General features: G+C 61.3%; 14 protein-coding genes. 6 read left to right on the forward strand and 8 right to left on the reverse strand.

Annotated elements, in window-relative coordinates:
• The first annotated feature begins 162 nt into the window (after positions 1–162).
• The gene (locus AC515T_RS16625) at positions 163–888 is read left to right on the forward strand and encodes a CPBP family intramembrane glutamic endopeptidase (protein WP_496529209.1); all 726 of its coding nucleotides are present in this window, start codon (positions 163–165) and stop codon (positions 886–888) included.
• Positions 889–922: 34 nt separating this feature from the next.
• Here AC515T_RS16625 and AC515T_RS16630 read toward each other — a convergent pair whose 3' ends face one another.
• Complete coding sequence (locus AC515T_RS16630) at positions 923–1549, reverse strand: hypothetical protein (RefSeq protein WP_496529210.1); 627 nt, start codon at positions 1547–1549, stop codon at positions 923–925.
• Between the two features lie 113 nt (positions 1550–1662).
• Here AC515T_RS16630 and AC515T_RS16635 point away from each other — a divergent pair, with 113 nt between their 5' ends.
• Positions 1663–2040, forward strand: coding sequence for a hypothetical protein (locus tag AC515T_RS16635; RefSeq protein WP_496529211.1), 378 nt, complete (start codon positions 1663–1665; stop codon positions 2038–2040).
• 169 nt (positions 2041–2209) lie between these two features.
• On the opposite strand, the gene AC515T_RS16640 is transcribed toward AC515T_RS16635, so the two are convergent.
• The 4 genes from AC515T_RS16640 to AC515T_RS16655 form a co-directional block, all read right to left on the reverse strand.
• Positions 2210–2905: a tRNA (adenine(22)-N(1))-methyltransferase gene (locus tag AC515T_RS16640; protein WP_496529212.1), complete on the reverse strand. Its 696-nt coding sequence runs from the start codon at positions 2903–2905 to the stop codon at positions 2210–2212.
• A gap of 15 nt (positions 2906–2920) precedes the next feature.
• Positions 2921–3847 carry a Gfo/Idh/MocA family protein gene (locus tag AC515T_RS16645; RefSeq protein WP_496529213.1) on the reverse strand — a complete coding sequence of 309 codons (927 nt, stop codon included), beginning with the start codon at positions 3845–3847 and terminating at the stop codon, positions 2921–2923.
• Between the two features lie 117 nt (positions 3848–3964).
• Positions 3965–4759, reverse strand: coding sequence for a DeoR/GlpR family DNA-binding transcription regulator (locus AC515T_RS16650; protein WP_496529214.1), 795 nt, complete (start codon positions 4757–4759; stop codon positions 3965–3967).
• Between the two features lie 113 nt (positions 4760–4872).
• Entirely contained in the window at positions 4873–5880 is a 1008-nt protein-coding gene (locus AC515T_RS16655) for an aldo/keto reductase (protein WP_496529215.1), read from the reverse strand.
• A gap of 92 nt (positions 5881–5972) precedes the next feature.
• Here AC515T_RS16655 and AC515T_RS16660 point away from each other — a divergent pair, with 92 nt between their 5' ends.
• Entirely contained in the window at positions 5973–6875 is a 903-nt protein-coding gene (locus AC515T_RS16660; RefSeq protein ID WP_496529216.1) for a LysR family transcriptional regulator, read from the forward strand.
• A gap of 103 nt (positions 6876–6978) precedes the next feature.
• Here the strand turns inward: AC515T_RS16660 and AC515T_RS16665 are convergent, their stop codons facing one another.
• Positions 6979–7320, reverse strand: coding sequence for a hypothetical protein (locus AC515T_RS16665; protein WP_496529217.1), 342 nt, complete (start codon positions 7318–7320; stop codon positions 6979–6981).
• Between the two features lie 152 nt (positions 7321–7472).
• Between AC515T_RS16665 and AC515T_RS16670 the strand changes: the two genes are divergently transcribed.
• Positions 7473–7709, forward strand: coding sequence for a hypothetical protein (locus AC515T_RS16670; protein ID WP_496529218.1), 237 nt, complete (start codon positions 7473–7475; stop codon positions 7707–7709).
• Positions 7710–7770: 61 nt separating this feature from the next.
• Here AC515T_RS16670 and AC515T_RS16675 read toward each other — a convergent pair whose 3' ends face one another.
• Complete coding sequence (locus AC515T_RS16675) at positions 7771–8583, reverse strand: hypothetical protein (protein WP_496529219.1); 813 nt, start codon at positions 8581–8583, stop codon at positions 7771–7773.
• 234 nt (positions 8584–8817) lie between these two features.
• On the reverse strand, positions 8818–10047 hold the full coding sequence (locus tag AC515T_RS16680; RefSeq protein WP_496529220.1) for a XylR family transcriptional regulator: 1230 nt from the start codon (positions 10045–10047) through the stop codon (positions 8818–8820).
• Positions 10048–10201: 154 nt separating this feature from the next.
• Between AC515T_RS16680 and xylA the strand changes: the two genes are divergently transcribed.
• Together xylA and xylF are read left to right on the forward strand one after the other, a co-directional pair.
• Positions 10202–11518: a xylose isomerase gene (xylA, locus tag AC515T_RS16685; RefSeq protein WP_496529221.1), complete on the forward strand. Its 1317-nt coding sequence runs from the start codon at positions 10202–10204 to the stop codon at positions 11516–11518.
• Positions 11519–11721: 203 nt separating this feature from the next.
• Positions 11722–12723, forward strand: coding sequence for a D-xylose ABC transporter substrate-binding protein (gene xylF, locus AC515T_RS16690; protein ID WP_496529222.1), 1002 nt, complete (start codon positions 11722–11724; stop codon positions 12721–12723).
• The last annotated feature ends 22 nt before the right edge of the window (positions 12724–12745 follow it).

Below are 12745 nucleotides of genomic sequence, written 5' to 3' on the forward strand. Positions count from 1 at the left end.
TCACTGGAAATTGAATGTGGGAGCGAGCTTGCTCGCGATGGCGGTGGTTCGGTTGCAAACACCAGGTCCGATTGCCGACCTTTTCACAAAGCCAATAGGAACCCAGCCCAACCAATCAAAACACTGGCATCATGCCTTTTTCCTTGCACTCATGGAGTGACTGTGACGAATCTAAGTGCCGCCCCTGAGTTTGCACCCGCCTCCACTTTATCGCCCTACCGCTTCTTTCCCCGGCTAGGGATGTTCGTGCTGGCCACCTTGGTCGTTTTCCTGGCCGCACTGCCCGAGGTCCTTTTTGTACCCGCGGACATGCAGGCCTATCTGACGTTCACGACCACCTCGGGTATCACCGCGCTCCTTCTCCTCGCCCTCTTCGCCTTGCAATACCGCACCGATCTGCGTCCCCAGTGGTGCGGTCATTCCATCGGCACCCCCCTGCGCTGGGGGGCGATCGGCGTTATCGGGGCCTACCTGTTTTTCGGGGTCGCCGTCTTCGTGCTCGGATTACCCCGTGAGGTGTTCATGGCCGAACTCCTGGACGGGCTCAACGGTTGGCAAGCCACGATCAAGATTGCCTCGCTGATCGTGCTGCCGCCCATCGCCGAAGAGTTGTTTTTCCGCCATTACATGCTCCGGCTGTTCCCCTACGAGAACAGCCGTGCCTGGACATGGATCGCGATCATCGTGACGTCGGCCATCTTCGCCGGCATGCACATCCAATATGGGAATTGGATAACTGTCGTGCTGATCTTCGCCTGTGGAAGCGTGCTCGGCGTCGCCAGAGTGGTCAGCGGTGGCCTGCTGGTGCCGGTGCTCCTGCATTCCCTGGCCGAAGTTGTCGCACTGACCACGGACAAATCTTTCTCGTTGATGGGGCTTTACGGTTGAGCCAGCAGTGCCAGGCCAACGGCCCTCTATGGCCTCATGGCGCCTGAACCTCGGCTTGCGGCAGAGGGATCTCACCCATCTGCGGGTAGTGCATGGTCAGGATCGCCCACCTCAAGCCCTCCACGCCTGGCACCGTGCCGGATGCCTTGGATGAATGCTCGACGTAGCCGGCATATTCCTCGACGTACTGGAGATGTTTTTCCCAGCGCGCCTGGTCAAAGTTCACGCCAAAGATAATGACGCTGCCCGTTGCTACCTTTTCCGCCTGGGATTTCAGCCGGGTCATGTACCAATAGTCTTTGGCCGCGCTTTCAAACATCTTGCCCTGGTTGGCATTGGCGAAAGGTGTCTTGAGTTCAATGAAGTGAAAGCGCTTTTCATCCTGGTCGCGAATCCACAAGTCGCATTGCTTGGTGAGGATGTCCATCTGCGACCAACGCTGATCGAGCGCCACCTTATACTCGACGCCAACGTCCGCCAGCTCACGGTCGGGACCACGAAGTCGACGGGCGTGGATCAGCCAGAAATAAAACTCGAACTTCAGCCAGCCCTCAAAACCGTTGGCCAGGGCACTGATGGAGGACGGCAGGTATTTGCGGTCCTCTTCCCACGATTGCATGAATTCGCAGAATGCTGAGGCGACGTTTGGGATGCCGGGCATGGATCACTTCCTTGTAATGGCCTAAAGACTGTAGGCATAGTGCCACCACCCTGCTGAGGGCCACAATACCAAGCTATGATTCGCCTACGTCAGCACCTCAAACAGGGTCAGCCATGAACACTCACACAGCCTGCCTCGGACTGCTTGCCTTGACGCTCCCCTTCCTGGGCGAGCCCGTCCAGGCCTCGACGTGGCAGATCTGCCAGATGGAGCTGCGTATCGTCGAAGTGCTGAAACAACCCTATCCGCAGCTTCAGGCGCAGGTGATTAAAGTCAGGCCGAAGACCTCTTCGGTGGAGTGTCCGGCGCAAGGCTCGTTGCTCACCTTCACCCCGGAAACCCCGGACTACCAAGCCACGCTCCCTCGCCGCCAATGGCCTGGGAAAGGGCAGTCGGTACAGGTCGACTACCGCTACCTGGATGGCGTCTGTAAGGGCGACGGCAACTCGTATGCGTGTCGTATCAAGCATTACCCGGTGGTGAGTCGGTAAGCAGCCGGCTGAAGACCGTGGAATTTTTCAAGTCAGTGGTGGCCTCATCGCGAGCAAGCTCGCTCCCACAAGGGGTTTTGTGATGGGTCGCAATACTGTGAACACCCGCAATCCCCTGTGGGAGCGAGCTTGCTCGCGATGAGGCCAGTACATCCACCCTCACTGCAACTCAAGCCAACAGCTCAGTGATCCAGCGGACCTGCCGCGTGATGTCGCGCAGTTTCTCTTCGGGCACCGCCTGCCGTGCCTTGGCGAAGCTGGTGAGGGTCTTTTGCTTCTGGCGCAGCAGACGTTGCCACTTCGCCAGGAAGATCGGGGTTCTGGCTTGCATCTGCAGCGGGCCGAAGTACAGCTCCTCGGCGGTGTACGTTACCGCCCCGACGCGCTCGGCGACGATGATCTCGTAGTAGAAGCGGTTTTCCCGCAGCACTTCCTCACAAAGGATGCGGTAGTCGTTCTCCATCAGCCATTGGCGCAACGGTTGTTCGCCGCCGTTGGGTTGCAGGATCAGCCGCTCCCGCCCGCTCAGCCGTGCTTTGCCGCTGTCCAGGATGTCGCGGATCGTCTCGCCGCCCATGCCACAAAGGCTGATCGCGGTGATCCCGTCTTCCGGCTCGATCGCTGCCAGGCCATTGGCAAGGCGTACGCTGACCTGCTGCTCCAGGTCATTCTCACGCACGGTGCGCTCGGCGGCGCGTAACGGTGTCAACGCCACCTCGCCGGCCACCGCCGCCGCGATGACGCCACGGCGCAGCAAGGCCACCGGCAGGTAAGCGTGATCCGAGCCAATGTCAGCCAGGCGCGCACCCGCAGGCATATGCGCCGCCACGCGCTCCAGTCGCATGGACAAGGTCTGTTCGTTCAACTGCGGTTCCTTGGGTTAATCGTAGAACGGCTCGACCGCCGTCCGACTGCCGACAAAGAAGCTGTCCGCGACCAACCGCAGTGGCTGCAGGTCCATGTCGCTGGCTTTGTCGTTGATCAGTTGCTGGAAATGCCGATACACCGCCGCATACTCACCTTCCTCGGATACCACCTGGCGCACGCCGTCGATGCTCAACAGCGCACCGCCGTTGTCCAGCCGCAGGACGCCTTCGGCGCAGCGAATCTCGATGCTCCAGAGCTCATCATGACCATGGTCGAAATCGAACTCCGCACGGATATCGAGGTGACGGGCGTCGGCCATCTTGATGCTGGCGGCAATCGGCGACTGGCAGTTGTCCGGCACGCGCAACTCGGCGGATTCCACGAACAACGGCAGTGCCAACAGATGGGTCGCAATCGACAACGCGTTGATGCCCGGATCGAAGACACCCAGGCCGCCAGGTTGCCAGATCCACGCCTGGCCCGGGTGCCACTTGCGCACGTCTTCTTTCCAATCGATCTGCACGCTGTGCAAGGTGCGACTGGCCAGCCAGTCACGGGCGGCTGCGATGCCCGGGGCGTAACGGGAATGCCAGGCGAACAGGCCGCTGACGCCTTGCTCGCGCACCTGCTCCACCAAGGCCATGGCTTCACCCAACGTGGCGCACGGCGGCTTTTCCACCAGGACGTGTTTGCCGGCCGCCAGCGCCTGCTGCACCAGGGCGAATCGACCTTGCGGTGGTGTGCAGAATGCAATCGCATCGACGTGAGGGCCGTTTTCGAGCAGCTCGCCCAGGGACCGGAAGTTCTCCACCCCGGCGCAGGGCTGCCCTTGCGTGGCGACCGCCACCAGTTGGAACGCGGGGTTGGCGTGGATGGCTGGAACGTGTTGGTCCTGGGCTATCTTGCCGTAGCCCACCAGGCCGAGACGAATCGGTTGCATCGATGACTCCTGATTTTTTGTACTTGTGATCGGGCTGCAAACTAGACGCAAATCGCCTGGCGGACAATGGGGGCCATGCAGTATCTATTCGATTGTCCTGCCAGTGCGGCAAAGACATCAGGTACGGCGCTGTTCCCGGGCAGCCGTCACGACGTTGGTCACCCGGCCGAAGAAGGGTTCGAGTCGCTCACGGGGCGCATCGTGCTCCACCACCAGGGCGGCGACTTCTTCGCAGGAGGCCACCTGATAGTGGGCAACGCTGGACAGCTTTTCATTGGTCACCGCCGCGATCACCTGCCCACTTGCCGCCACCACCGCGCGCTTGAACTCCGCGTCGTCCAGGCCGAACGCCGTGACGCCATTGTCCGGATCGATGGCGCAGGCGCCGAGGACACACACGTCGAAACTGAATTGGCGCAATTGCTGGACAGCCGTCAGCCCTATCACACCTCCCGCGTTTGGACTCAAGCGGCCGCCCAGCAGGATCACCTCGGCGCGGGGCAGCTTCATCAACTGAACCGCAATCAGCGGCGAATTGGTGGTGAGGGTCAACTGAAGCTGCGGATCAATGGCGCAGGCAATCGCCAGGTTGGTCGACCCGGCGTCGATGAACACGTGCTGGCCCGCGCGCAACAATGCAGCGGCCGCTTGGCCGAGGCTGCCCTTGCGCGCCGGGTCTTTGCGCACGCGCGCCTCCATCGACCCTTCGGCAGCGGGCAGGAGGATCGCGCCGCCATAAACGCGCTTGCACACTCCCGCCGCTGCCAATGCGCCCAAGTCACGCCGGATCGAGTGCTCGGACACATTGAATTCGCTGGCCAAGTCGGCCGCGATCACCCGGCCATACCGGGCAAGACGCTGGATGATCAATTGCTGGCGTTCGCCGGGGAACGCTTCGTGAGGAGAAGTCATGATGCTACAACCTGCATAAACGAGCACTAATGATCATAAACGAGCAGATAGTGCCGGTTATGCAGCGAAGCGTCAAACCCCGCTCGTTCAAGCGGGCTGCCAAACGTTAAAGCTCAAACGTCCCCAGGGACATTCGTGCCCATCCCCAAGGGCAGGAAAGGTTGAATCTCGTCGATCTCCTCGGCACTGAGGCGCAGCTGCGAGCCGGCAATCAGCCCATCGACCTGCCCGGGACGGCGGGCTCCGACGATGGCGCCGGTCACCACCGGTTTGCGCAGCACCCAGGCGATGGCGACTGCCGCCGCGCTCACCCCGTGCCGTTCGCCAATACCGGCCAAGACCTCGACCAGCGCCAGGTTCGCGCTCAAGCGGGGCTCCTGGAAGTCCGCGCTTCGGGCCTTGCGCCAATCGTCGTCGGGCAATTGGGCGATGCGCTCGCGCGTCATGCTGCCGGAAAGCAGCCCCGATTGAAGGGTGGAATAGGCCAGGACCCCCATTCCGGCCTGCTCGCAAAAGGGCAGGACGCCGTCCTCGATGTCCCGCATCAAGGCGGAATAAGGCGGTTGGAGTGACACGATCTCGGTCACCGCCTGGGCCCGCTTGAGTTGCGCGACATCAAAATTGGAGACGCCGATCGCACGGATTTTTCCCTGTTCACGGGCGGTAGCCAAGGCCGATAGCGCGCTCTCGATCCCTTCGCTACTGCCATCGGCAGGAAAGGCCGGCCAGTGGATCTGATACAGATCGATGGTTTCGACTTGAAGCCGGCGCAAGCTTGCCTCGACCTCGGCGAGCAATGACCCAGGCGCCAGCGAGTGTGAAATTGCCTTGGTGACCGGGTCCCAGACCAGACTGCCCTTGGTGAACACCAACGGACGCCGCGAAGCCGGCACCCGGCGCAACAACTGCCCGACCAGTTGCTCGGCATGGCCCAACCCATAAACCGCCGCCGTATCGATCCAGTTCACCCCGCGCTCGACAGCGTATTCAAGGGCGCCCAGGCTGTCCTCGTCATCCTGCGCCCCCCAACTGTATTCCCAGCCGGTGCCAGCAATGGCCCAGGTTCCCAGGCCAATGGGCGAAATCAGGAAGTCCGATGATCCAAGACGATTGGTTTGCATAGCGAGTTCTCCACAGATGAGGCGGGCAGTATCCGCGAGCGTTCTCATGACGATAAGATGGGTAATCGTATTTGAACTACTGAGCAGCATTCATGAGTCAGCACCCCGACCTTTCCGAGCTGGATGCCTTTGCCGCCGTCGCTCGCCATCGCAGCTTTCGCAAGGCCGCCGACGAGCGTGGCGTTTCAGCTTCGGCATTGAGCCACGCGATGCGGGCGCTGGAAGCACGCCTGGGCGTCAGGCTGCTCAACCGCACCACACGCAGCGTTACGCCGACCGAGGCCGGCCACCAGCTATTGGCAACGCTGGCCCCTACCCTGCAGCAGGTTGCCGATGCCTTGGCCCAATTGACCTCGCTGCAGGATGTGCCCGCCGGCAAGCTTCGCCTCAACGTGGCGCGTCCGGCGGCGCGTGCGGTCTTTGCCAAAGTGCTCGCGCCATTCGTGGCCAGGTATCCGCGCATTCAACTGGACCTGGTCACCGATGATGGCTTGTCCGATATCGTGAACGGCGGTTTTGACGCCGGCGTGCGCTTTGGCGAAAGCCTGGCCGGCGACATGATCGCCGTCCCTGTCGGCCCCCCTCAATCGTTCGTGACCGTAGCCGCGCCAACCTACCTGGCCACTCAGGGGATCGCCCAGGCGCCACGGGACTTGCTCGACCATGCCTGCATCGCCCGGCGTTTTCCCAGCGGCAAACTCTACGCCTGGGAGTATCAGGCAGCGGGGCAACCGATCCGTTTGTCCGTCACCGGCCCGCTCATTCTTGAAGACGATGCGCTGATGATCCAGGCGGCGAAAGATGGCGCCGGGATTGCCTACGTCTACGAGGAGCTGGCGCGTGACGACCTGCGCAATGGGCATCTCACGGAACTGCTTGCGCAATGGAAAGCGCCGCCGATCCGGTTTTTCCTCTACTACCCCAGCCGACGCCATGTGCCATCGGCCCTGAAAGCACTTATCGAGTTCATCCGGGCGGAGGATGGACCAACCTGACCGGCAGGCAAAAAAAGCCCCGCGACCGAGGACGGTGCGGGGCAAGGTAATTGGTTGGTTGCGGCCAACCAAAGGAGCACGGTGAAAAGCGTTTACGGGCCGGTCAGATGCATTCCTGTGCGGCGCGTTCAAAACTCGAAGGCAGGAGGTTGGAGGCCAGCAAGTGCCGCTCGTAGAGAAACACCTTGCCGCCGCTGCCGGCCTTGTAGGCCTCCAGCACGTTGTCCGCCGACACTTTGCTCGGCACCACGATGCGGTAGCTACGCTGGGTCTGCGAGACCATCGGGTTCAAGGCATTGCCCTGCAATTTCGGTATGACGCATTCGGCGTATTGGGCCGGCGTCTTGCTGGTCTGCAAGGTCAGGGTCGGGTCGTTCGGTGCCGAGGCACAACCGGCCAGCAACAACGGGGAAAACGCCAGGGCAAGCAAAAATAAAGGGCGCATGGGTTGGGGTCCTGAAAATAAAAATACTGGGCTGCGTGTTCGATGGCGCTGATTTTCCAATGATTGCCGACAAAGCAGAACTTGCATTTGGTAATGGTCACTATTACTCCTAGCAATAGTTGCAAGCCGAGAAAGATTGATGAGGCCTATCCATGAGAACGTTTGATCTGATTCGCGACGCGGTATTGCCCGACTTCCGTGAGCGGGTGGCGGAGTACCTGATCCAGTATGAAAGCGTGCTGTTGAGCAACACCGAAACCGACCCGGAGCTCAAGCGGGCCACGGCCAATCAGCTGCGCGGTTATCTGCGCGGGCTGAACACGACGCGGGTATTGGGCATGGCGGATTGGGAAGAGTTGGATCGGCGGGTGGTGGATACGTGGCTTTAGTGCCCGGCTGGATGCGCCCGGTCCACCAGCCGTTGCAGCCACGCGGCATCCTGGTCGTTGATCACCCCATAGCGGTTCGGCGGTAGAAAATTCCAGTGGTGGGCGGCCTCGTCCAGGCGCTTGAGCTCATCGGCAGACAGCCAGTACGGCGTATCCACCCATGGCATCGGCGCACCGTCGAAACGCCGCCCCAACGGCAGATTGGTGCCGGGGGCGAAAGCAATCGCCAGTTGCTGCTGGGTCGCAGCAACTTATCCGGCGCAGGCATTTGCCCTACCCGTCCGTAGCTGAAGTTGCCCGGATATTGCTCCTTGAGCACCAGCCAATGCCCCGCCGCGGTCTTGGCCAGGATCCATTGCGACACACCGCTGTCTTGCACGCATTTCAGTTTGCCGTCGCTCCATTGCATGAGGGTGTTGCAGTCCGGGTCATAGTTGTTGGACCAAAGGCTGATGCCGGAGACCAGGGTATGGTGTTCGAGCTCGACCAGCCCTTGGTCGGGCATCGACTGCCAATAGCGCTTGGTCGGGTCGCGTGTGTCGCGCAAGTAGTTATGCAGGACCCAGGCAGCCACGAACAGCAAGGTGGCGAGCCCAAGCCAGCCAAGGGAGGCCCCGGCGATGCGGTCAAGGTCGGCGCCTGGAGCGGATAACCCCTGATAGACCAGCAGCCCCAGCAGGAACACGATGCCCGGCAACACCAGGCCCAGGCACAATGGCGGTACCAGCACCGCGATCCAACTGAAACGATGCATCGACGCACGCTCACGCGCCCAGGCCTGCTCCTGGGCAAGCATCCGCGCTCGCTGCCGTGGGCCGATGGCCGGATCGGGCGTCTGGAAGCGCATGTACAGGGTATAGGTGTCGTCGCTCATGGATCGGATCATGCCCTTGAAGGTGATGTTTAAACGGGACAACCACTCACATTACCCGTACGCCGAGCGAAAACCGTGGCGAGGGGATTTATCCCCGTTGGGCTGCGCAGCAGCCCCAATGTCCTCCACTCAATCGAACCTGACACACCAGGGTGCCAGGTTTCAGGGCCGCTTCGCGCCCCAGCGGGAGCAAGCTCCCTCGCCACAAGAGCTATTGGGTGGTGTGTCAATTCATCAGGCACAGGCTGTCCTTCCACAGGAGCGGTTCGGCAGTGGCCAGTGAGTGGCCGCATTGGTCCCCTGTTGATACTCCCGAGGCGTGCAGCCGAATTCGCGGCGAAACACCGTGTGCAGGTATTGCGCCGACTTGAAGCCGCAATTCTGGGCGATGTCGGCAATCGGCGCGTCGGTGTTTTCCAGTCCGTTGGCGGCGGCGGTCAGTTTGAAGCGCAGGATTTCGTCGTGGACGCTGCAGCCCCGCTCCTTACGAAAATGCGCTTCCAGCGATGAACGCGAGATCCCTACATAAGCCGCCACCTGGGCCGTCTTGATGCCTTGGCAGGCGTATTGGCGGATGAAGAGCAGTGCCTGCATGACATAAGGGTTGCCCAATGGTTGATGCAGGCTCGACACCTGCACATTGATCGCATCCGGCGGGACCAGAATCTGCGTGCCCGTGGACGGCATGCCGTGCAGCATCTGGTGGAGCAGGCGTGCGGCGGTGCGGCCCATGGTCTCGGTGCCCTGGATCACCGAGCTCAATGGCACCCGCGTCAGGCTGCGGGTCAGCGGGTCGTTGTCGATGCCGATCAACGCCACTTGCTCCGGCACGGCGATCCCGGCGGTCAGGCAGGCTTGCAGCAGTTGCCGGGCGCGGGCGTCGCTGACGGCGATAATACCGATGGGTTTGGGCAGGCTTTGCAACCAGGCGATCTGCTGTTCGACGGCGCTGTCCCAAAGCGGTGCGCTGGTGCCCATGCCGCGATAGACCTCGGCGTGCAGGCCGTCGCGCTGCACCAGCCGGCGAAAGGCTTTCTCCCGTTCCTGGGCCCAGCGATTGGCTTGTGCTTCAGGCAGGCTGAAACAGGCGAAGCGGGTCAACCCGGCCTCGATCAGGTGCTCGTAGGCCAATTTCATCAACGCGTCATTGTCGGTGGCGACATAGGGAATGCCCTTCGGGTAGGCGCGTTCATCCTGATAGGACCCGCCCACCGCCACCACCGGCAGCTTGATCCCGGCCAACGCCTCGCCGATCAGCGGGTCGTCGAAATCGGCAATGATTCCGTCGCCCTGCCAGCGCTCGATACCCTTCAAGCGGCAGAGAAAGTCTTCCTCGAGAAACAAGTCCCAGGACGCACGCGTGCTGCTCAGGTAGTTGCCGATACCACTGATGATGCCGCGGTCGTAGATCTTGCTGCCGTTGAACAACAACGCAATGCGGTGAACGGGCGGGACGGTTTTCATTGGTTTAACCCTGTGCCGGTCGACACAGACTAGGCGCGCGGACACCGAATCTCAATACTCAAAATCGAACTGCCCATTGGTGATTTTCATAATCAGCAGCCACGGGGCCGGCGTTAGTATCGGGACACCGCCAAGAATAAAAGGAAACCCGCACATGCCGTACTTCCCCGGTGTCGACAAGATTCGCTACGAAGGCCCCGCCAGCGATTCGCCGCTTGCCTTCCGTCACTACGACGCCAACAAACTGGTGCTCGGTAAACCCATGCGCGAGCACCTGCGCATGGCGGTCTGCTACTGGCATACCTTCGTCTGGCCGGGGTCGGATGTGTTCGGTGCCGGTACGTTCAAGCGCCCATGGCAACACGCCGGGGATCCGATGGAGGTGGCCATCGGCAAGGCCGAAGCGGCCTTCGAGTTCTTCTCCAAGCTGGGCATCGACTACTACTGCTTCCACGACACCGATGTCGCCCCGGAAGGCCATTCGCTGAAGGAGTACCGCAACCACTTCACCCAGATGATCGATCACCTGGAGCGCCATCAGGAACAGACCGGGATCAAGCTGCTGTGGGGCACCGCCAACTGCTTCAGCAACCCGCGCTTTGCCGCGGGTGCCGCCAGTAACCCGGACCCGGAAGTGTTCGCCTGCGCCGCCGCCCAGGTGTTCAGCGCCATGAACGCCACCCAACGCCTCAAGGGCTCCAACTACGTGTTGTGGGGCGGTCGTGAGGGCTACGAAACCCTGCTCAATACCGACTTGAAACGCGAACGCGAGCAACTCGGCCGGTTCATGCGCATGGTGGTCGAGCACAAGCACAAGATCGGCTTCACGGGCGACCTGTTGATCGAACCCAAGCCCCAGGAGCCGACCAAGCACCAGTACGATTACGACAGCGCCACGGTGTTCGGCTTCCTGCAGCAGTTCGGCCTGGAAAACGAGATCAAGGTCAACATCGAAGCCAACCACGCCACCCTGGCCGGCCACAGCTTCCACCACGAGATCGCCACCGCGGTCTCCCTGGGGATCTTCGGCAGCATCGACGCCAACCGCGGCGATCCGCAAAACGGCTGGGACACCGACCAGTTCCCCAACAGCGTCGAGGAAATGACCCTGGCCACCTATGAAATCCTCAAGGCCGGGGGCTTCGGCAACGGCGGGTTCAACTTCGATTCCAAGGTCCGGCGCCAGAGCCTGGACGATATTGATCTGTTCCACGGCCATGTCGCTGCTATGGACGTCCTCGCCCTCGCCCTGGAACGCGCGGCAGCCATGGTGCAGAACGATCAGTTGCAACAGTTCAAGGACCAGCGCTACGCCGGCTGGCAGAAACCGTTTGGCAAGGCAGTGCTGGCCGGCGACTTCAGCCTTGAATCGCTGGCCGAGCATGCCTTTAGCAACGAGCTCAATCCCCAGGCCGTCAGCGGTCGCCAGGAAATGCTCGAAAACGTGGTCAATCGGTTCATCTACCCCTGACAAGTTGTGGCGAGGGGATTTATCCCCGCTGGGCTGCGAAGCAGCCCCCCGAAGAACAACTGATTTGTCTGCCTGCCAAAGAGGCCGTTACATTCTCGCGACAAATCTGTGCCCACGGCGCCCTGCAACGCTCTACAGTTCTACCCGGTATCACGCTCATCGTCAGGCAGTGTCTTTCAAACAACAATAAAAGGACGCACTACATGAAAACATTCAAACGTACCCTGCTCGCCGGCGCCCTCGCCCTGCTCTCGCTTCCGGTCATGGCCGATGCGACCCATCCGAAAATCGGTTTCTCCATCGATGACCTGCGCCTGGAGCGCTGGTCGCGGGACCGTGACTATTTCGTCGCGGCGGCGGAAAAACTCGACGCCAAGGTCTTCGTCCAGTCCGCCGATGCCAACGAGCAGAAGCAGATCTCGCAGATCGAAAACCTGATCTCCCGTGGCGTCGATGTGATCGTCATCGTGCCATTCAACGCCACCGTGCTGACCAACGCCGTCGCCGAAGCCAAGAAGGCCGGGATCAAGGTGGTGTCCTACGACCGACTGATCCTCAATGCCGATATCGACGCCTACATTTCCTTCGATAACGAAAAGGTCGGCGAGATGCAGGCCAGCGGCGTGCTGAAAGCCGCGCCCAAGGGCAATTACTTCCTGCTCGGTGGCGCGCCCACGGACAACAACGCCAAGGTCCTGCGCGAAGGCCAGATGAAAGTGCTGCAACCGGCCATCGACAAGGGTGACATCAAGATTGTCGGCCAGCAGTGGGTGAAGGAATGGAACCCCACCGAAGCCTTGAGCATCGTGGAAAACGCCCTGACCCGGAACAACAACAAGATCGATGGCATCGTCGCCTCCAACGACGCCACCGCCGGCGGCGCCATCCAGGCCCTGGCCGCGCAGAAAATGGCCGGCAAGGTGCCGATCTCGGGCCAGGACGCCGACCTCGCGGCGGTCAAGCGCGTGATCGATGGCACCCAGACCATGACCGTCTACAAGCCGCTGAAACTGATCGCCTCCGAAGCCGCCAAGCTCTCGGTGCAACTGGCGCGCAACGAGAAACCCACCTTCAGCTCGCAATACGATAATGGCAGCAAGAAAGTCGACACCATCCTGCTCACCCCCACGCCGTTGACCAAGGACAACATCGACCTGCTGGAAAAGGACGGGTTCTACACCAAGGCGCAGATCGCCGGGCAGTGATTTCTGTGGGAGCGGGCTTGCT

Source organism: Pseudomonas sp. FSO-7, assembly GCF_059579345.1.

Coding starts and splice junctions, on each gene's coding strand:
- AC515T_RS16630 (WP_496529210.1), bottom strand. CDS start 1,549: ATGCCCGGCATCCCAAACGTCGCCTCAGCATTCTGCGAATTCATGCAA.
- AC515T_RS16635 (WP_496529211.1), top strand. CDS start 1,663: ATGAACACTCACACAGCCTGCCTCGGACTGCTTGCCTTGACGCTCCCC.
- AC515T_RS16645 (WP_496529213.1), bottom strand. CDS start 3,847: ATGCAACCGATTCGTCTCGGCCTGGTGGGCTACGGCAAGATAGCCCAG.
- AC515T_RS16650 (WP_496529214.1), bottom strand. CDS start 4,759: ATGACTTCTCCTCACGAAGCGTTCCCCGGCGAACGCCAGCAATTGATC.
- AC515T_RS16655 (WP_496529215.1), bottom strand. CDS start 5,880: ATGCAAACCAATCGTCTTGGATCATCGGACTTCCTGATTTCGCCCATT.
- AC515T_RS16660 (WP_496529216.1), top strand. CDS start 5,973: ATGAGTCAGCACCCCGACCTTTCCGAGCTGGATGCCTTTGCCGCCGTC.
- AC515T_RS16665 (WP_496529217.1), bottom strand. CDS start 7,320: ATGCGCCCTTTATTTTTGCTTGCCCTGGCGTTTTCCCCGTTGTTGCTG.
- AC515T_RS16670 (WP_496529218.1), top strand. CDS start 7,473: ATGAGAACGTTTGATCTGATTCGCGACGCGGTATTGCCCGACTTCCGT.
- AC515T_RS16675 (WP_496529219.1), bottom strand. CDS start 8,583: ATGAGCGACGACACCTATACCCTGTACATGCGCTTCCAGACGCCCGAT.
- AC515T_RS16680 (WP_496529220.1), bottom strand. CDS start 10,047: ATGAAAACCGTCCCGCCCGTTCACCGCATTGCGTTGTTGTTCAACGGC.
- xylA (WP_496529221.1), top strand. CDS start 10,202: ATGCCGTACTTCCCCGGTGTCGACAAGATTCGCTACGAAGGCCCCGCC.
- xylF (WP_496529222.1), top strand. CDS start 11,722: ATGAAAACATTCAAACGTACCCTGCTCGCCGGCGCCCTCGCCCTGCTC.